The organism is Aeromonas sp. MdU4 (assembly GCF_041929505.1).
GTDB lineage: Bacteria > Pseudomonadota > Gammaproteobacteria > Enterobacterales > Aeromonadaceae > Aeromonas.
The window spans coordinates 1-19,329 of record NZ_JBHFMW010000015.1; the positions used below are offsets into that span (position 1 = coordinate 1).

19 protein-coding genes are annotated in these 19,329 nt (G+C 58.3%); 10 read left to right on the top strand and 9 right to left on the bottom strand.

Annotated elements, in window-relative coordinates:
• The 3 genes from ACE1BR_RS08190 to eco form a co-directional block, all read left to right on the top strand.
• On the top strand, positions 1-920 hold a 920-nt coding region (locus tag ACE1BR_RS08190; protein ID WP_374869234.1), incomplete at its 5' end, for an IS3 family transposase.
• A 517-nt stretch (positions 921-1,437) separates the two neighbouring features.
• Entirely contained in the window at positions 1,438-1,857 is a 420-nt protein-coding gene (locus ACE1BR_RS08195) for a hypothetical protein (protein ID WP_374869236.1), read from the top strand.
• Between the two features lie 298 nt (positions 1,858-2,155).
• Entirely contained in the window at positions 2,156-2,650 is a 495-nt protein-coding gene (gene eco, locus ACE1BR_RS08200; protein ID WP_374869238.1) for a serine protease inhibitor ecotin, read from the top strand.
• Between the two features lie 174 nt (positions 2,651-2,824).
• Here eco and ACE1BR_RS08205 read toward each other — a convergent pair whose 3' ends face one another.
• From ACE1BR_RS08205 to ACE1BR_RS08215, 3 genes are all read right to left on the bottom strand, one after another.
• Positions 2,825-4,021, bottom strand: a complete 1,197-nt coding sequence (locus ACE1BR_RS08205) for a tyrosine-type recombinase/integrase (RefSeq protein ID WP_374869240.1) — start codon at positions 4,019-4,021, stop codon at positions 2,825-2,827.
• Between the two features lie 451 nt (positions 4,022-4,472).
• Positions 4,473-7,049 (bottom strand): GNAT family N-acetyltransferase, encoded by a 2,577-nt coding sequence (locus ACE1BR_RS08210; protein ID WP_374869242.1) that lies wholly within the window; start codon positions 7,047-7,049, stop codon positions 4,473-4,475.
• Positions 7,050-7,122: 73 nt separating this feature from the next.
• Entirely contained in the window at positions 7,123-7,314 is a 192-nt protein-coding gene (locus tag ACE1BR_RS08215) for a hypothetical protein (protein WP_374869244.1), read from the bottom strand.
• A gap of 199 nt (positions 7,315-7,513) precedes the next feature.
• Here ACE1BR_RS08215 and ACE1BR_RS08220 point away from each other — a divergent pair, with 199 nt between their 5' ends.
• Positions 7,514-8,374 (top strand): hypothetical protein, encoded by an 861-nt coding sequence (locus tag ACE1BR_RS08220; protein ID WP_374869246.1) that lies wholly within the window; start codon positions 7,514-7,516, stop codon positions 8,372-8,374.
• Here the strand turns inward: ACE1BR_RS08220 and ilvY are convergent.
• Entirely contained in the window at positions 8,363-9,256 is an 894-nt protein-coding gene (gene ilvY / locus ACE1BR_RS08225) for an HTH-type transcriptional activator IlvY (protein ID WP_182970136.1), read from the bottom strand. The genes ACE1BR_RS08220 and ilvY overlap by 12 nt on opposite strands.
• A gap of 218 nt (positions 9,257-9,474) precedes the next feature.
• Between ilvY and ilvC the strand changes: the two genes are divergently transcribed.
• Positions 9,475-10,956: a ketol-acid reductoisomerase gene (ilvC, locus tag ACE1BR_RS08230; RefSeq protein WP_374869248.1), complete on the top strand. Its 1,482-nt coding sequence runs from the start codon at positions 9,475-9,477 to the stop codon at positions 10,954-10,956.
• Between the two features lie 148 nt (positions 10,957-11,104).
• Here ilvC and pgi read toward each other — a convergent pair whose 3' ends face one another.
• From pgi to coaBC, 5 genes are all read right to left on the bottom strand, one after another.
• Positions 11,105-12,754, bottom strand: a complete 1,650-nt coding sequence (gene pgi, locus ACE1BR_RS08235) for a glucose-6-phosphate isomerase (protein ID WP_374869250.1) — start codon at positions 12,752-12,754, stop codon at positions 11,105-11,107.
• A gap of 344 nt (positions 12,755-13,098) precedes the next feature.
• A complete protein-coding gene (locus ACE1BR_RS08240; RefSeq protein ID WP_374869252.1) occupies positions 13,099-13,929 on the bottom strand; it encodes a mechanosensitive ion channel domain-containing protein in 831 nt (276 codons plus the stop codon).
• Positions 13,930-14,094: 165 nt separating this feature from the next.
• Positions 14,095-14,691 (bottom strand): nucleoid occlusion factor SlmA, encoded by a 597-nt coding sequence (slmA, locus tag ACE1BR_RS08245; RefSeq protein WP_005339495.1) that lies wholly within the window; start codon positions 14,689-14,691, stop codon positions 14,095-14,097.
• A 69-nt stretch (positions 14,692-14,760) separates the two neighbouring features.
• Positions 14,761-15,219 carry a dUTP diphosphatase gene (gene dut, locus ACE1BR_RS08250; protein ID WP_193861454.1) on the bottom strand — a complete coding sequence of 153 codons (459 nt, stop codon included), beginning with the start codon at positions 15,217-15,219 and terminating at the stop codon, positions 14,761-14,763.
• A gap of 81 nt (positions 15,220-15,300) precedes the next feature.
• Positions 15,301-16,503 carry a bifunctional phosphopantothenoylcysteine decarboxylase/phosphopantothenate--cysteine ligase CoaBC gene (coaBC, locus tag ACE1BR_RS08255; protein ID WP_374869254.1) on the bottom strand — a complete coding sequence of 401 codons (1,203 nt, stop codon included), beginning with the start codon at positions 16,501-16,503 and terminating at the stop codon, positions 15,301-15,303.
• Positions 16,504-16,651: 148 nt separating this feature from the next.
• On the opposite strand from coaBC, the gene radC reads away from it, so the two are divergent.
• The 5 genes from radC to mutM all read left to right on the top strand — a co-directional run bounded on the left by radC (position 16,652) and on the right by mutM (position 19,264).
• A complete protein-coding gene (gene radC, locus ACE1BR_RS08260; RefSeq protein WP_374869256.1) occupies positions 16,652-17,326 on the top strand; it encodes a DNA repair protein RadC in 675 nt (224 codons plus the stop codon).
• 136 nt (positions 17,327-17,462) lie between these two features.
• Positions 17,463-17,699, top strand: coding sequence for a 50S ribosomal protein L28 (gene rpmB, locus ACE1BR_RS08265; RefSeq protein ID WP_005307492.1), 237 nt, complete (start codon positions 17,463-17,465; stop codon positions 17,697-17,699).
• A gap of 11 nt (positions 17,700-17,710) precedes the next feature.
• Positions 17,711-17,878 carry a 50S ribosomal protein L33 gene (rpmG, locus tag ACE1BR_RS08270; protein ID WP_005307500.1) on the top strand — a complete coding sequence of 56 codons (168 nt, stop codon included), beginning with the start codon at positions 17,711-17,713 and terminating at the stop codon, positions 17,876-17,878.
• Positions 17,879-17,971: 93 nt separating this feature from the next.
• Entirely contained in the window at positions 17,972-18,427 is a 456-nt protein-coding gene (locus tag ACE1BR_RS08275; protein ID WP_362802315.1) for a hypothetical protein, read from the top strand.
• A gap of 24 nt (positions 18,428-18,451) precedes the next feature.
• Entirely contained in the window at positions 18,452-19,264 is an 813-nt protein-coding gene (mutM, locus tag ACE1BR_RS08280; protein ID WP_374869258.1) for a bifunctional DNA-formamidopyrimidine glycosylase/DNA-(apurinic or apyrimidinic site) lyase, read from the top strand.
• The last annotated feature ends 65 nt before the right edge of the window (positions 19,265-19,329 follow it).

The following is a 19,329-nucleotide window of genomic DNA, read 5'->3' on the forward strand; positions in this document are numbered from 1 at the left end:
GACATCATAAAAAAGGCCGCCGCGTACTTTGCTCAGGAGTCACTGCCAAGTACGCGTGGATAGCCAACCAGCAGGACCTCTATCCCATTTCCGTTATCTGTCGTGTGCTGGAGGTCTCTCGTGCGGGCTTCTACCACTGGCGCCAGCGTCCACAGTCACTGCACCAACAAGAAGATGAACGACTCAAGGTCGCCATTCGGGCTGCTCACAGCAAAACGCGCCAGACCTATGGCGCAGCGCGTTTACAAGCTGAGTTGGCCGCCGAAGGATTTTACGCTGGGCGGGACCGAATTGGGCGATTGCGCCGTGAAATGGGGTTGTCTTGCAAACAAAAGCGCAAATTCAAGGCGACAACCCATTCTGCTCATTCCCTGCCTGTGGCGGAGAATCTCCTTGGTCAGGTCTTTGCGCCGACGAAGCCCAACGAAGTCTGGACCGGTGATATCACCTATATCGCCACCGACGAAGGCTGGCTTTATCTGGCTGGTCTCAAGGATGTGTTTACCTGTGAGATAGTGGGTTATGCGATGGGAGAGCGAATGACCACCGGGTTGGTCAGTCAGGCGCTGTTTCGGGCTGTGCAGCAGAAGAGGCCACCTGTTGGGCTTATTCATCACACAGACCGGGGCAGTCAGTACTGTGCCAAGACTTACCGGGCTCTCCAGGTACAATTTGGCATGCAGACCTCCATGTCACGCAAGGGGAACTGCTTCGACAATGCCCCGATAGAAAGCTTCTGGGGGTCTCTTAAAAATGAACTGGTTCACCACCATAGATTCAAGACGAGAGCGGAGGCCAAGGCAGCGATTCAGGAATACATAGAGATTTTTTACAACCGCCAACGTCGGCATTCACGACTTGGCAATGTCAGCCCGGCGGAGTTTAACAAGAGGTATTGGAGAACAGCTCAGGCTGCTTGATCCGGGACTGTCCGATCTTGTCAGGACACCTCACATTTCAATATAACGACCAAGCAAGCGTGTGCTGACCTGGCATTAATCCGCAAGCGTGTCGACATTATCGAAAGCGAATGGCAGCGCATGGACTTTGTTCGGTGTGGACTGCCTCAGTTCCAGGTGCGCGTGCTGTGCATTCACCCCCACTGGTTGGACTTGCGTAACAATCCGGTTCGACGGCGAGAGGGGCGGTCAATATCCGACCGTGAGATTGCGACGCTATGGCGCACGCTAGTGGCGACCCGCTGGTGCAGTCTCAATTTACACCCCACGAACCTGGCACGAGAGGCCAGTGAAGTGCGCTCCGGCGAATTGATGGGGTGAGGTAAGGAACAATTACATGGTTTTTTCGATGCTCGTATGGTTACTGCGATGCTTGTTTATCGCCGAGTTGTTGATGATGGCCGGCTATATCCTCAGTCGGTAATACCGCGCGTCAGGGGGAGTCAGCTCACGATGACATTCAATGTGGGATAATTACATGAAATTCGAGCTTAAGTCTGTTTTGCTCTTTGGTCTTTTGGTGGCGCCAATTTTGGCCTGCTCACTGGTTGTGGTCTATTCCCAGTCTGTGCTTGCTCGTCAGATATCACCCCCGCGCCAGGCGCTCATCGCTTATGGTTTCGGCAATATCAACAGCTCCTGGAACGAGAGCCATACATTTGATGTTGCCCGACTGGATTCCCACTGCTGTGGTGAATATATCGTGCAGGCGCCGTTCAGCCACGAGGTGGGTCACTATGGCCCTCTTGGTTACTATGCCGATGGTGTTTGCAGCTCGGTTTATTGTGGTGCTGACCCACTCGACGTCGAGCGGGGGTGGAATAGCAACATTATCCCTGCCTGGCCCGCTGAGAATACCTGCCTGGATGCCATGCTATCAACAAAAGTCACGTTCTGACCCGCTTTCGCTTAACCGCGGTAGGTGAATATTGTGTTCGCATCGGGTGCCACTCGTCATGTGAACCATTTCACGCTGTCGCTGTCATTATCTAGCGACGAAGATGTCACACTGACTTGTGTGACGTGCGCTTGTGGCTCGGTTTTGTGAGCGGCGCTAATGTCTTATGTGCTTTGCATCGGGAGGGGGAGAATGAGGTATTCGGTTATCTCTTGGTTTGGCTCTACCGCCTTACTAATGATGCAAATCTCCAGTATGTGATGTCATTTATGCCGCGGCTCAAGAAGGAAAACAGAAAGTGAAAGGGAAATTAGTGGTTATTGTCGCCATGCTAAGTATTGCTAGCGCAAATGGATTTGCTGTCGCGACGGAAAAGACACCAAACCTCAAAGAGGTCGCGCCTTACCCGCCGGCAGAGAAAGGCCAGGTTCGTCACGTTATTTTACTACCTGCGGTCGACAACGAAGATAACTTTCAAGTAGAGCTCGCTATGGGTAAAACCATGACGGTCGATTGCAACAGTTACACGATGGGTGGACACCTGGAGACCAACACAATACAAGGATGGGGCTACGACTACTTTGTACTAACCCGCGTGAGTCAATTGGCATCAACCATGATGGCTTGTACCGACAATTCCCAAAGAGACGCCTTTGTGGCAATCCAGAACGCCAACCGTTTTGAGCGCTATAACAGTAAACTGCCAATTGTTGTTTATACCCCAAAAGACGTTGAAGTGCGTTACCGTATCTGGACCGCAGGCGATACGTTTAGGTCGGCGGAAGTAAAATAATCCTGTGATGTACCTTGGTTCTGCAGTCCAAAAGGGGCCGTGTGTTTATCACGTCCACATCACCCCTCAGGCGATATCTGGTGCTCTTGGACACATGATGTTGGTATGTCGAAAAGCTAAAAAAAACGATAGAAGGAAGCGCCCACCAAGGCCGCTTCCTTTTTGTTTGGCAGGTCATCCCTCAGTAACAAACGTCGCCCACGCATCCATCATGGGCCTGCGCTGGTCCAGCAAGTCAGTTCGGTGGTACGCAGCCTCGACTTTGTTCTGGATGAGATGCGCGAGTGCTCGCTCTGCCAAGTCCCTGGGGTAGCCTTGTTCACTACACCAGTCTCGGAACGTTGAGCGAAAGCCGTGAGCGGTGGCCAGCCGACCCGGCGTCGAACTTGGGGCCTCTACTCGTCTGAGCAGGGTCGTCAACGCCATATCCGTCAGTGGCACCTGTTTGCGTGGGGAAGGGAACACCCATTCTCCATGTAGCCCCCGTACCTTTTCTAATACGGCCAGCGCCTGAAGAGATAACGGAACGCGGTGCACGACTTGCGTCTTCATCCTGTCAGCCGGAATGGTCCAGATCCCGGCATCTAGGTCGAGCTCATCCCATCGCATTTTTCTGGCCTCGCCAGAGCGGCAGGCCGTGAGGATGACAAACGAGAGCAGTGCACGGCTGACATCAAAGCGTGCTGCATTCGCCAAGTGCTGTTGGTAGAACGCTGGCAGTATCCGCCAATCCATCGCTGGTTGGTGCTGGGTGCGAATGGCCTTACTGGGCTGCAGTGGCAAGAGGTTATCCACGACATCGACAGGGTTTGCTTGGCAAAATCCGTGGGCCCACGCCCAAGCCATCACTGCATGTAGTCGTTGTTTCACGCGGGTTGCGGTTTCCGGGATCTCCAGCCAAATAGGTTGTAGTACGCTGGCGATATGGGCCGGGGTAATGGTATCAATGGGCTGCCGACCGATGATCGGGAAGGCATACTGCTCCAGAGTAGAGATCCACTGCTTCCCATGTTTGGGATTTCGCCAACCGGGGAGCTTTTGCTCGTGTGTCTGACGAGCTGCCATCTCTACCGTAGGTATGGCTGGCTTATTGGCTTTTTCTTTCTTTATCTCTAGGGGGTCGAGTCCCTTGGCCAATTGTTCGCGCATCAGGCGGGCTTGGTGGCCCGCCTCAGCGATGGAAATTTCAGGATAGATGCCGAGGCCCGCGTTGCGGCGCTTGCCGGTAACAGGGCTGACATAGCGAAATACCCATTTCCCACGACCTTTTGTGGTGGAGGGGTGCAGCGTAAGGCCGATAATGCCGCCATGTGGAATGGGTTTGTCATCGGGTTTGATGCTACGGGCTTTCGCATCAGAGAGGAGTGCCATAACAGCTCCTTAGTTAATATCACGGTGTGCCATGCAGCATGCCATATCGGGGTGGTTATGGTTAAGTTTGATTGGACATGGATGAACAGTGTTTAGATGTAAGTGCATGATATGGAGTGGTTAAATGAATTTAGTTGGCGTGTGCCAGACTTATTTGTAGCGGTCGTCCGCTCCGCCACTAATTTGAAAGGCCTTCCTGACTGGGAAGGCCTTTTTGCTATGGGCGATTTGCCCATTAGCCCACAGAGTTGCACACCAGAACAAACCCCAAAGCCCGGTCCCTCAGACCGGGCTTTGGGGTTTTCAGCCTATTGGAGACCCCAATAGTGGCTTTTGCCAGGGGGAAGGGCGCTGGCAGGCATGTTATTCCCTTCTTATGGTGTGCAATCACCGTTATTTTTGCGTCATTCATAACCATTTGTGCTGAATTACTCGTAGCCACCCACCGCCTTCACTCAGATTTAGTCCCACAGGTAAGTTCCATATTGACCACTCCATCTTCCATCTGGACGTCGATCTTGAAGCCGAGCCGCTTGGCGAGGTTGACCATGCCGCGATTGCTGGGCATGGTCATGCCGGATAACTGGCCAATCCCCTGTTCTTTGGCGTAACGGATGATCTTCTCCATCATCAATTTGCCGAGCCCCACCCCTTTTAGGTCCGATCGCACCAGAATGGCAAACTCGGCATCGCTCAGATCCGGGGTCGAGATAGCGCGCACCACGCCAAGGATCTGATCCTGCAGATTGCCATCCTGACCTACTGCAACGAATGCCATCTCCCGGTCGTAATCGATCTGGGTCATACGGGCCAGCTCTTCATGGCCAAGTTCACCCACATCGGCGAAGAAGCGCTTGTACCTGTCTTCATCGGAGACTTGCAGTACGAACTGTTTGTGAGCCGGTTCATCTTCCGGCCGGATCGGGCGCAACAGGATGTGACGCTGATCTTTAAGCCAGGCACCTTCTTCCAGTTCGGTGGGATAGGGACGGATCGCCAGCCGGTTGCTGGCCGGGAGTGCGGGGTCAGCCAGCGTGAGGCTGGCATCCAGTACCACCATTTCGGCACCGCACGCTTGCAGCGGGTGCAGATCCAGCTCCTGGATCTCCGGAAAGGCGAGCAATAGCTCGGAGAGTTGGCAGAGCACCTGACCGAGGGCATCGATATCCAGTCGCTCCGGCGTCGCCTGTTCGCGGATCTTGCGGCTCTTGAGGGCACCGATGATCTGATAACGAGCCAGTGCCTGATTGAGCGGTGGTAACGCCGCGACCATCTCCTGCGGCTCGGCGCCTGATTCACCCAGCAGAATGACGGGGCCAAAGATGGCGTCTTGCTGGATCCGCACCCGCAGCTCGAGGCCGCCGCTGCGGCGGGCCATCCGCTGTACCAGCAAGCCTTCGATGCGGGCGCCCGGATCGTGTTGTCTGACCCGATCCAGAATGGCATCTGCGGCCTGCGCCACTTCGGCCGAGGTGCGCAGGTTGAGCACTACGCCGTGCACGGCAGACTTGTGGAGGATATCTGGCGAGCGCAGCTTCACTGCCACCGGATAGCCGATCTGCTCGGCGGTCAGGGTTGCCTCGATGGCGTCGGTAACGATCCAGGTGGGCAAGGTTGCGAGGCCCGCAGCCTGCAAGATGGGATGGACCAGATGGGTATCCAGTCTCAGTTGTTTGCGCTCCTGAGCTTGGCGGATCAGCTGCTGGCAGAGCTCGACATTGAGCTGGTTGCCGTGCAGGGAGGCGGGGGTCTCCATCAGCTGTTTCTGGTTGCGACGGTATTCCACCATGTGCATGAAGGCGGCCATGGCGCTTTCCGGCGTGCGGTAGGTCGGGATGCCCGCCTCGGTAAAGAGTTTGCGCCCCTCCTGCGCCGAATATTCGCCCGCCCAGTTGGTAAGGATATTGAAACGGCGCGCTCGGGGGTGCTGTTTCAGATGGGCGATAAGATGGCTGGCCAGCGGTGCGCTCGGTGCCGTGAGCGAGGGAGCGTGGATAATCAGGATGGCGTCGATGCCATCTTCCTGCAGCACGCTGTCCAGCGCCTCCTGATAGGTGGTGATGGTGGCATCGCTGCCGATATCGAGCGGCAGGCGAGCCAGTTTGCCGCCGCGCTCCAGCAGCACATCCACCGCCATATTGGCCAGCCCGCGGCCATTGGAGATGATGGCGAGCCGCTCCCCTTTGAGGGTCATGGAGTGGCTCAGGGTTTCGACCGCGGCAAACAGTTCATGGGTATCCCGCACCCGCAGCATACCGGCGCGGCGGATGGCGGCATCATAGACATTGTCGAGGCCGTGGGCCGGATCGTGGCGCCCGCTTTTCAGCACCAGGATCGGCTTGTTGCGCGAGGCTGCCCGGGCCGCCGAGAGAAAGTGGCGGGCGTCGTGCAGCTTGTCCATATAGATCAAGATGGCGCGGGTGACGCTGTCGCGGGAGAGTTGATCCAGCAACTGGCCGAAGTCGATGTCGCAGTGATCGCCAAGGGAGATGAAGGCGGAGAAGCCCAGTTCATGCTGCTTGGCCCAATCCAGAATGGTGGTGCTGACGGCGGCGGATTGCGACAGAAAGGCGACCTGCCCAGGCCTCGCGGCAATGGGCGAAAAGCTGGCGTTGATCCCCTGGCCGGGCAGCAGCATCCCCATGCTGTTGGGGCCGAGCAGGCGAATGCCATATTGCTTGCAGACCCGTTTCAGATCCAGCCGCTCCTCTGGGGAGAAGTCGGCGGCCAGTATGATGGCAGCTCCCGTTCCCTTTTGGCCGAGCGCCTCCAGCAGTGGCAAGACCCGCTCCCGCCGGGTGCAGATGATGGCAAGATCCGGGGTCAGCGGCAGGCTGGCGACATCGGGATAGGCCAGTACGCCAGCGATGGCCTTGTTACGCGCGGTGACGGGGAGGATAGGCCCTTTGAACTGGCCCGCCAGCAGGTGGCGCACGATCACATGACCCGCCTTGAGCGGGTCGGTCGAGGCGCCGATCACGGCGATTGATTGGGGTTTGAACAGCCGATCCAGACCGCTTGCTTTCATGGGTACTCCCGACAAGAGGGGGAAGATACCAGTCTAATGCGCCTTTGCTGCGGGTTCTGTGACCGGATCCTGATCACCGTTTGTTCAGGGCATTGGCACGCAGATAAAAGCGCAGTTCCCCCTGCACCCGGCGAATTGCGCCCAGGTGACGCTCCTGCAGATAGATATCCTGCTCACGGTCCAGTGCTGTACTGGGAACGCCCATGCTTTGCAGATATTCGCCAAACAGGGTCGAACCCTTGATCTCTACCAGATGCTGTTTCATGGCTCTCCTCCCTGTGCCTTGGTGTTTGTTGATGAACACCCAGTCTGCAATGACCTGCCGGGTTTGCCTATTGTCACTTTTGACATGAGATTTGACACGAGAGAGCTCACACATCTCTCAGTGCTGGCAGCTGAGAGGCGCTGGCTGGCGTTATAGTATGGCGAGGAATAGGGCACGGATGGTGCAGATGGTGCACAGGATGAGCAGAGTCTGGCTGTGGTGCATGGCATTGTGGGCGGTTGGCGTATCGGCAACCGAGCAGCCTATCCGTGCCTGGAATCTGCTGCTGGATCACCCCAACCCCGCCGTCGTCCAGTTGCTACGGATCTCTCTCGATCTCACCGTACCCGAGTATGGCCCCTATCGGCTGGTTCCCAGCCCGCAGATGGAGCAGGGACGGGTGGTGAAGGAGCTGCGCAGTGGCGAGCTGGTTCAGATTGGCGTCTTTGCCCCGGATGGTGAACGGGAACGAGAGCTGCTGGCTGTGCATATTCCGTTGGCCAAAGGGCTGCTGGGGTGGCGGGTTTGTCTGATTCGGCAGGGGGACGAGGGGCGCTTTGCCGCGATCGGGTCGTTGGCACAGTGGCATCGCGCCGGGCTCTCCATCGGTCAGCACAGATCCTGGCCCGATACCCAGCTGCTCAAGGCTAACGGCCTCCAGGTGACGGTGGGCAACCGCTACGAGGCGCTCTTCAACATGTTGCGCAAGAAGCGTTTTGACTGCTTCTTGCGCTCGGTCATCGAGGTCGAGGATGAACTCAGGGAGCATCCCGATCTCGCCATTGAGCCCCATCTGGTGTTTCGTTATCCGCTGGCGCTGCTATTTTTCGTCTCGCCCAACTATCCGGAGCTGGCGCAGCGCATCGAGCTCGGCCTGCAGCGGGCAAGGCAATCGGGCGCTTTTGATCGGGTCTTTGAAGAGGGATTTGGCAGCACCATTCGGCGGCTGAAGTTGGATGAGCGGGTGCGTCTCGAGCTGCACAACCCCGACTTGCCGCTGCCCAGCCGCAAGATGCTGGCCGATCCGACCCTTATCTATAATCCGGTGTCAGCGCAGTGAGCCCTGATTTTGCGCCGTATCCCAGAAGGCGCGGATCAGCGGCTCCTCCAGCCGTTTCTTGAGCACCCCGATCCCTACATCAAATGGTTTGAAGGCGGGCTTGAGGTCGATGATCCGCACCTTGTCGCCGAGCGGGCTGTGGTCGATTACCGCCGCCGGTACCAGCCCCACGCCGCAACCGAGCGCCACCATGGCGACAATTCCTTCGTTGCCCGCCACTTCGGCATAGATGTTGGGGGCTATCCCCTTGTTGCGAAACCACTGATCGCTGCGTTTGCGGGCCAGCCCCTGCTCGGAGAGGATCAGCGGCAGGTGTTCCCAGTCAGGCTCCCCCTGGCGGAACCACTGGTTCAGCTGGGGCGCATTGCGCGGTGCGATAAAGACCAGCGGCACCAACTGCAGGCTGGCGAACTCCAGCTTGGCGGGCAGGGCATCGGGGCGGGCGGCGATGGCGAGATCGGCTTCGTCGGCCAGGATCTTGTCCACCGCCAGCGCCGGGTCACCGGTCTCCAGCTTGATCTCCAGTTGGGGGTAGCGGCGGCGAAAGCGCTCCAGCACCTCGGGCAGCAGAAAGTAGCTGGCAGTGACCGAGCAGAAGACTCGCAGCCGCCCCTGCAGCGGTTCATCGCTGCGTTTGAGCTCCTGCTTGAGCTGACGCCACTCCTGCAACAGGCCGCCGCCAAACTCCCGCAGCTTCTCGCCGGCGGGGGTAAGCCGTACCGAACGGTTGTCCCGCTCGAACAGGATGCAGCCGGTCTCCTGCTCCAACCGCTGGATGGCGCGACTCAGGGTGGAGGGGCTGACCGCCATGGCGTCGGCACTCTTGCCGAAGTGGAGGGAGTCGGCGAGGTGGAGAAACAGTTCGAGATTGCGAAGATCCATCTTTCAGCTCCTACGGTATGTGTGCCTGATATCCAGCGGTTGGCGGCTTGTTTCTGCCATCTGGTGGGACAAACAGCCGACGATTATGAAGGGTTAACGTTTCAATTATTGCAACGTACTGTTTCGAATATATCAGTTCAGGCAATAAGTGTCCCGCGCTATAGTGGTTCAGACAACGCCGCTACCCGGCATGGAATCAATCGAACGGAGCAATCACCATGGCTAACTATTTCAACACCTTGAACCTGCGTCAGCAGTTGGCCCAACTGGGCAAGTGTCGTTTCATGCAGCGCGAAGAGTTCGCGGACGGCTGCAACGTGCTGAAGGGCAAGAAGGTGGTGATTGTGGGCTGTGGTGCCCAGGGTCTGAACCAGGGTCTGAACATGCGCGACTCCGGGCTGGATATCTCCTACGCCCTGCGCAAGGCCGCCATTACCGAGAAGCGCGCCTCCTGGCAGAAAGCTACCGACAACGGCTTCGCGGTCGGCACCTATGAAGAGCTGATCCCGACCGCCGATCTGGTGCTGAACCTGACTCCGGACAAGCAGCACTCCGACGTGGTGAAAACCGTGATGCCGCTGATGAAGCAGGGCGCCGCGCTGGGTTACTCCCACGGTTTCAACGTGGTGGAAGAGGGTCAGCAAATCCGCGCCGACATCACGGTCGTGATGGTGGCGCCCAAGTGCCCGGGTACCGAAGTGCGTGAAGAGTACAAACGTGGTTTCGGTGTGCCGACCCTGATCGCCGTACATCCGGAGAACGATCCCAAGGGTGAAGGCATGGCCATCGCCAAGGCATGGGCCTCTGCCACCGGCGGCGACCGTGCCGGGGTGCTGGAGTCCTCCTTCGTGGCGGAAGTGAAATCTGACTTGATGGGCGAGCAGACCATCCTCTGCGGCATGCTGCAGGCCGGTTCTCTGCTCTGCTACGACAAGCTGGTTGCCGAGGGCACAGACCCGGCCTACGCCGGCAAGCTGATCCAGTTCGGTTGGGAGACCATCACCGAAGCCCTGAAGCAGGGTGGTATCAGCCTGATGATGGACCGCCTGTCCAACCCGGCCAAGCTGCGCGCCTTCGAGCTCTCCGAGCAGCTCAAGACCCTGATGCGTCCGCTGTTCGAGAAGCACATGGACGACATCATCGCCGGTGAATTCTCCCGCGGCATGATGGCCGACTGGGCCGAAGACGATGCCAAGCTGTTCGGCTGGCGCGAAGAGACCGGCAAGTCCGCCTTCGAAAACGCCCCGGCGTTTGCAGGCAAGATTGCCGAGCAGGAGTACTTCAACAATGGCGTGGTGATGGTGGCCATGGTCAAGGCGGGTGTCGAGCTGGCGTTCGAGACCATGGTGGCTTCCGGTATCTATGAAGAGTCTGCCTACTACGAATCCCTGCACGAGCTGCCGCTGATCGCCAACACAGTTGCTCGCAAGCGTCTGTACGAGATGAACGTGGTCATCTCCGACACCGCCGAGTACGGCAACTACCTGTTCGCCAACGCCGCCGTACCCTTGCTGCGTGAGCACTTCATGCCGACCTTGAAGGCAGGCGATCTGGGTGCCAGCAAGGCGGAAGGGCAGAGCGTCGATAACCTGGCGCTGCTGGCGGCCAACGAAGCGACCCGCAACCATCCGATCGAGAAGATCGGTCAGGTACTGCGCGGTTACATGAAGGATATGAAACGCATTGCTGTTGGCGGTTAAGCCAGCATCGCGCTGGATGATGAAGGGGCGGGGATGACGATCCCCGTCGCCGATCGGACTGGACACCCGACCGGCCAGCCAGAAAACCCGGCCATAAAAAAGCCCCGCTCATCGAGCGGGGCTTTTGCATTCAGAAAGGCCGGATAAATCAGGCTTTCCACGCTTTCCAGGTGTTGATCAGACCATTGGTGGAGCAGTCGTGACTGGTGACAGCCTCGTTGTTGCCCAGCTCAGGCAGGATCTTGTTGGCCAGCTGTTTGCCCAGCTCCACGCCCCACTGGTCGAAGCTGAAGATGTTCCAGATTGCGCCCTGTACGAAGATCTTGTGCTCATACATGGCGATCAGGGCACCCAGGGTTTTCGGGGTCAGGCTCTTGAACAGGATGGAGTTGGTCGGGCGGTTGCCTTCGAACACCTTGAACGGCACCAGATCCTTGACCTGCGCCAGGGTTTTGCCAGCCGCCAGGAACTCGGCTTCGACCTCTTCCTTGCTCTTGCCGAAGGCCAGCGCCTCGGTCTGGGCGAAGAAGTTGGCCAGCAGTTTCGGGTGGTGGTCACCGATCGGGTTGTGGCTGATAGCCGGCGCCAGGAAGTCACAGGGGATCAGCTTGGTGCCCTGATGGATCAGCTGGTAGAAGGCGTGCTGGCCGTTGGTGCCCGGCTCACCCCAGATGATGGGGCCGGTCTGGTAGTCAACCGGATTGCCGTTGCGATCCACGTACTTGCCGTTGGATTCCATGTTGCCCTGCTGGAAGTAGGCAGGGAAGCGATGCATGTACTGGTCGTACGGCAGAATGGCTTCGGATTCGGCACCGTAGAAGTTGTTGTACCACAGGCCGATCAGCGCCAGCAGCACCGGCACGTTCTGCTCATAGGAGGCAGTGGCGAAGTGCATGTCCATCTCGAAGGCGCCTTGCAGCAGGGCTTCGAAGTTCTCGAAACCGACGGAGAGGGCGATGGGCATGCCGATGGCAGACCAGGAGGAGTAGCGGCCGCCAACCCAGTCCCAGAACTCGAACATGTTGTTGGTGTCGATACCGAACTCGGCCACGGCCTTGCCGTTGGTGGAGAGCGCAGCGAAGTGCTTGGCAACGTGCGCCTTGTCACCGGCGATCTTGATGAACCAGTCGCGGGCAGTCAGGGCGTTGGTCATGGTCTCCTGAGTGGTGAAGGTCTTGGAGGCCACCAGGAACAGGGTGGTTTCCGGATCGATCTTCTTCAGGGTCTCGGCGATGTGGGTGCCATCGACGTTGGAGACGAAGTGCATCTGCAGGTGGTTTTTGTAGGGACGCAGTGCCTCGGTAATCATCACCGGGCCGAGATCGGAGCCACCGATACCGATGTTGACCACGTGCTGGATCGCTTTGCCGGTGTAGCCTTTCCACTCGCCGGAGATGATCTTCTCGCAGAAGCCTTTCATCTTGGCCAGTACGGCGTTCACTTCCGGCATCACGTCCTTGCCGTCGCACTCGATGGGGCGGTCGGAGCGGTTGCGCAGGGCCACGTGCAGTACGGAGCGCCCTTCGGTCATGTTGATCTTGTCGCCATTGAACATGGCATCGATCGCGCTGCGAAGATCGGTCTCTTTGGCCAGATCAACCAGCAACTTGAGGGTTTCTTCGGTGATCAGGTTCTTCGAGTAATCAACCAGGATGTCGCCGCCGAAGGTAAGGGAAAACTTGTCAAAGCGCTTCGGGTCCTGCGCGAACAGATCCTTGAGTCGAGTCTCTTTGTTTGCTGCAAAGTGGGCTTCCAGTGCCTGCCAGGCCTGGGTTTGGGTTGGATTGATATTTTTCATAGGATTCCTGAAATGCCAAGTTGTGTTTGAACCTTGCAGGCAAGGTCCCGCCAAACCTTATTATCCGAGCATTATAGCGAGCCGGCCGGGCGGCCCGTGTAACAGAGTTTTACCGATTGTCTTTTACCGCAATGGGGCAACCGTCGGGAGTATACAACCAGAACATCGGGATTATGAGTCACGAAAGCAAGGGGGATCTTGCGCTCGCTCATGATTGGGGCTGGCCCGATAGCCTGAAATTGTTTTCATTCCACTTGCCTGAATATGCAGCGGATGGCGAGCCAGAAATGACAATGCCAGCTCGAAGGCTGGCATTGTGGGTTGTTGCAGAACCGCGATCACGCCTACGGTTTTTGCATGTGCATTACCATCTGCGGGAAGGGGATCTCGACGCCTTCGGCATCAAAGGTCAGTTTCACCTTCTCGTGGAAGTCGAACCAGACACCCCAGTAATCGGCGGTTTTCACCCACGGGCGCACCACGATATTGACCGAGGAGTCGGCCAGCGCAGCGACGGCGATGGTGGCGGCCGGATCTTTGAGGATGCGCGGCTCTTCGTTCACCAGACGCTCCAGGATCTGCTTGGCTTTGCGCAGGTCGGAGCCGTAGCCGATGCCGAAGGTCATGTCGACCCGGCGGGTATCCATGCGCGAGTAATTGACGATGGTGCCGTTGAGGATGGCGGAGTTCGGTACCACGACCATCTTGTTATCACCGGAGGTGAGGGTGGTGGTAAAGAGCTGAACGGACTGCACCACACCCGCAGTGCCCGCCACTTCGATAAACTCGCCCGCCTTGATGGGGCGGAAGATGATCAGCAGGAAGCCGGCAGCGAAGTTGGAGAGCGAGCCTTGCAGCGCCAGACCGATGGCCAGACCGGCGGCACCGATAATGGCGACGAAGGAGGCGGTCTGCACCCCGACTCGGCCCAGCGCGGCGATCACCACGAACACCAGAATGGCGTACTTGAGGATGCTGCCGACGAAGTGGGTGACGGTGGTGTCCAGCTTGCGCGCCTGCATCACTTTGACCACGCCGCTGCTGAGGAGGTTGGCGGCAATATAACCGACCAGCAGGGTCAGCAGGGCAGCGGCGATATTGACGCCGTATTCGATCAGCAGTCCCTGATTATTGACCAGCCAGGTCTGCGCTTCGGTAATGATTTCGGGTTCCATAGGATGTCCTGTCAGGTTCTAAAAGGTTTATGGTGGATGAATCTAACACCGCAGCGCGACAGTCCGGGTCGCATCTGGTACTTCTTTTCTGCCATAAAAACCTGACACAAAAAAGAAGGGAGGCCAAGGCCTCCCTTCTTCATGCTCGGTGAAAAGCGCTGCCGCTCAGCTTTGCAGCAGCTGGCTGCGGATAAACTGCCACTGATCCTCGAAGCCGGCGGTGGGCTTGAGCTTGAACTCGGAACGGACAAACTGGCTGATGCGGCCCTCGGTATAGGCCAGCAGCAGATTGGCCAGCATGGTCTCGTCGAGCTGGAAGCCCTGACCCTCGCGCAGCCTTTTCTCGCGCAGTACCTGTTTGATCTGGGTCTCCAGCTTGTCAAACAGGATGCTGATGCGATCCCGCAGCCGGTCGTGTTCACCCAATAGGGCATCGCCGTTGAGGATGCGGGTGATGCCGGGATTGCGCTCGGCGAACACCAGCAGCAACTGCAGGATATGGTGGCAGCGCGCCATGGTGTCTTTCTCTTCCGCCATGATCAGATTGACCCGTGACAGCAGGGAATCCTCGATAAAGTCGATCAGCCCCTCGAACATCCGCGCCTTGCTTGGAAAGTGTCGATAGAGGGCAGCTTCAGAGACGCCGACCTCGGCCGCCAGACGGGCCGTGGTGATGCGCTGACCCGGACTGGTTTCCAGCATATGGGCGAGTGCTTGCAGGATCTGATCGCGCCGACTCTGTTTCTGATTACTGCTTGCCATGGATTCCCCTAAAAAAAACAATGGCTTGATTCTGTTATTAGGCACCGCCAATCCGGCAGGTGTGGTCTGTTATTGGCGACCAGAAGAACCAAAACCGCCTTCACCCCGTTCGCTCTGGTTGAATTCATCGACCAGTTGGAAGCTGGCTTGAACGACCGGCATGATCACCAGCTGGGCGATACGCTCACCGGGTTGCATGGTGAACTCATCTTTGCCGCGGTTCCACACCGAGACCATCAACTGACCCTGATAGTCGGAATCGATGAGACCGACCAGGTTGCCCAGCACGATGCCGTGCTTATGGCCAAGACCGGAGCGGGGCAGAATTGTGGCACACAGACCCGGATCCTGGATGTGGATGGCCAGACCGGTCGGTACCAGGGTGGTATCGCCCGGAGCCAGAGTCAGCGGCGTATCCAGCAGGGCACGCAGATCCATGCCGGCAGAGCCGGGAGTGGCGTAGGCGGGCAGCGGGTACTCGGTACCGATACGGGCATCCAGAATCTTCAGTTCAATTTGTGTTGTCATGAATCGCTTTTTCAGTTGGATCTTGTGTTGGCGCCCCTCTTGGCAAGGCGGGGCGCCGTGAGTCTTGTTCTTTCGGGACGCTTAGCGCCGATAGTGACACGCAATCAGGGCAACCAGATGACGGGCCAGCGTCAGTTTGTCGGCCAGCGGCAGCGGGGCCTGACCCCCTTGCCAGAACACGGTCAGGGCGTTGTCATCGGCGTTGAAGCCTTGCCCCTCGCGGGACACATCGTTGGCGGCGATCATATCCAGCCGCTTACGCTGCAATTTATCGAGGGCGTATTGTTCCACATCCACGGTTTCGGCGGCAAATCCGACGGTGAAGGGTTTGTTTGAAAGGGCGCCAACGGCTGCGATGATGTCGGGGTTTTTCACCAGCGTCACTACCATCTGGTCGTTGTCACCGGTCTTCTTGATCTTCTGGCTGGCCACCTGCTCGGGGCGATAGTCGGCCACCGCCGCGCAGCCGATGAAGAGGTCGCACTCGTTGACCCGGCTCATCACCGCCTGATGCATCTGCTCGGCGCTCTCCACATCGACACGGGTCACGCCAGCAGGCGTAGTCAGCGTCACCGGGCCGCTCACCAGCGTCACCTCGGCGCCCGCTTCACGGGCAGCGCGAGCGATGGCAAAGCCCATCTTGCCGGAGCTGTGGTTGCTGATGTAGCGCACCGGATCGAGCGCCTCGCGGGTCGGTCCTGCGGTGAGCAGCAGCTTGACGCCTGCCAGCAACGGCTCGGCGGTCAACTGCTGGCAGCAGCGCTCAACCAGCTCGAGGGGATCCAGCATCCGGCCCGGGCCCACATCGCCACAAGCCTGGCTGCCGGAGTCCGGCCCCCATAGCAGGATGCCACGGTTGGCCAGGGTCTTGAGGTTGGCCTGGGTCGCCGCGTTGAGATACATCTGCTGGTTCATGGCAGGCGCCAGGGCGACCGGTGCCGGAGTGGCCAGACAGAGGGTCGTCAGCAGTTCGTCGGCCATGCCCGCTGCCATACGCGCCATCAGGTTGGCGCTGGCGGGGGCGATCAGTACCAGATCGGCCCACTTGGCCAGCTCGATATGGCCCATGCCCGCTTCGGCAGAGGGATCCAGCAGGCTGTAGGACACCGGATGACCGGAGACCGCCTGCAGGGTCAGCGGGGTGATGAACTCCTTGGCGGAGCGGGTCATCACCACCCGCACCTCGGCACCCTGATCTTTCAGGCGGCGTACCAGCTCGGCACTCTTGTAGGCGGCGATCCCGCCACTGACACCCAACAGGATGCGTTTATCGGCCAATCTCATCTGCTGTTTCTCTATCCGGCTCACTTTGACTGGTCGGCTAAGATACCACAGGCAGGGGATGACGACAGGGGTTGGCATCAAGGGGTTGTGGCGGGGAACACGCAAATATTTGCTATGTTTTTCCTCAATAGGGAGAGAGGAGAGACAAATGAGCATCAAGGAGTGGCCGGAAGATGAACGCCCCAGAGAGAAGCTGTTGCGTCAGGGGCCGACAGTGCTGAGCGATGCCGAACTGCTCGCCATCTTCCTGCGTACCGGCGTCAATGGTTTAAGTGCTGTCGACCTATCACGCAACCTGTTGAATAAATTCGGTTCTTTGCGAAATCTGCTGGGGGCGGATCAGCAGGAATTCTGCGAGGCCCACGGCCTTGGCCCTGCCAAATATGCCCAGTTGCAGGCGGTGCTGGAGATGGCAAGGCGCCATCTGGCGCAGCAGCTGCAACGGGGCGATGCGCTCACTTCGCCCCAGCTGACCCGCGACTATCTACAGGCCCAACTACGGGATCGGCCGCGCGAGGTGTTTGCCCTGCTGTTGCTCGACAATCAGCACAGAGTCATTCAATTTGTTGAGCTTTTTTTCGGCACAATCGATTCGGCAAGCGTCTGGCCAAGAGAAATCGTGCAGATCGCGCTCAAACATAATGCAGCCGCGGTGATTCTGGCGCATAATCACCCGTCCGGCGTCGCCGAGCCCAGTAGGGCCGACCGCCAGATCACGGATCGGATCACGGCCGCTTTGGCCCTGATCGATATCAGAGTGCTGGATCACTTGGTGATCGGTGACGGCATCACGGTTTCTTTTGCCGAGCGCGGTTGGCTATAACTGTGCTCTGGCTCCGTATTAGTTGATCTTTGATCACAGATGCTGTATAAAATGCCGCCTTCTGTTTGCCCCGCAATCGAAGGCCAGCGGGGCAGATATTTGCTCGAGCAATGAAGTAAGATTTGGAGAGACTGACATGTCTAGAGTATGCCAAGTAACCGGCAAGCGCCCGGCAGTTGGTAACAACCGTTCGCACGCTAACAACGCTACCAAGCGTCGTTTCCTGCCGAACCTGCACACTCACCGTTTCTGGGTTGAGAGTGAAAAACGCTTCGTAAGCCTGCGCGTATCCGCAAAAGGCATGCGTATCATCGACAAGCGTGGCGTTGAAGTGGTTCTGGCTGAACTGCGCGCCAGCGGTGTTAAGGTATAAGGAATTAGATCATGGCTAAAGGTATTCGCGAGAAAATTCGCCTGAACTCCAGCGCCGGTACTGGTCACTTCTATACCACTACCAAAAACAAGCGCACCATGCCCGAAAAAATGGAGATCAAAAAGTTTGATCCCGTTGTTCGTCAGCATGTGATCTACAAGGAAGGCAAAATCAAGTAATTACTTGATGCTGCATTCCCAAAAACCCGGCTTCGTGCCGGGTTTTTTTATGGGCGGAATTCAGTACACTGCCGGTTCAAAGGGAGGCTTGCCATGTTCAAATTGAGCCGCAAAGGCTGGAATAACGTGATCATTGTGGTGGTGCTGATCGTGATCACTCTGCTGCACCGGATGGAGACAGCCCAGCAGGAGAACAGCGCCAAGCGGGCTCGCCCCTTGTTGCCGGATGCGGCCGTGGTGCTCACCTGGCAGGGACCGAGCTGGCAGATTGAGCGGATCGGTCAGGGCTGGCGCAGTATGCCGGATCTGGGGCTCGACACGGCGCAGCTGGATGCCCGTCTGGCGCGCTGGCAGGGCTGGTTGCTGCCCCCCGGCGAGGCGGTACGGGGTTCACCGGTGACCATCAAGGTGTGGATTGCTGGCCAGAACGATCCGGTCGAGATCGGCCTCTATCAGAACAGCGGCCAGTATGGCGCCCAGCTGCCATCCGGTCTCTGGCTCACCCTCACTGCCGAGCAGTATCGCGATCTGCTGCGTCCTGCTCCCTGAGTTCTTTTTCCTTGCGAGGTTCCAATGCCTGAATTGCCAGAAGTTGAAGTCAGCCGGCAGGGGATCTCCCCCTGGCTCACCGGCATCAAGGTGACGCGCGTGGTGGTGCGGGATGGCCGCCTGCGCTGGTCGATCCCCGGTGAAATTCAGGAGCTGGTGGACCTCACCATCCATCGGGTGCGTCGCCGTGCCAAATACCTGCTGCTGGAGACCGATTTCGGCACTGCCATCCTCCATCTGGGGATGTCCGGCAGCCTGCGGGTGCTGGATATCGGCACCCCGGCCGAGAAGCACGACCACGTGGATATCGAGCTGGAGAATGGCAAGCTGCTGCGGCTCAACGATCCGCGCCGTTTCGGCGCCCTGCTGTGGACCCGTGAACCGGCCGAAGCCCACGCGCTGCTCGCCAAGCTGGGGCCGGAGCCGCTCACCGATGCCTTTAATGGCGATTACCTGCGCGAGCGCGCCAAGGGGCGCAGCACTGCCATCAAGCAGTTCCTGATGGACAACCAGGTGGTGGTCGGGGTCGGCAACATCTACGCCAACGAGGCGCTCTTTGCGGCGGGTATCCACCCCAAGCGGGCGGCAGGGAATATCAGCGGCGAGCGGCTCGATACGCTGGTGGCCGAGATCAAGCGGGTGCTGGCCGAAGCCATCAGGCAGGGCGGCACCACCCTCAAGGATTTCACCAGTGCCGATGGCAAGCCAGGCTATTTCGTGCAGCAGCTGCAGGTTTACGGCCGTGGCGGCCAGCCCTGTTTCCACTGTCAGACGCTGTTGAGCGAAGTGAAAATAGGCCAGAGAACCACGGTATTTTGCTCCCATTGCCAGCGTTAAGGGCACTTTTTCGCCGAATTTGCGGAAAGTTGTAACAGCGTATTTCCCGGCTGTTGAAGATTTGC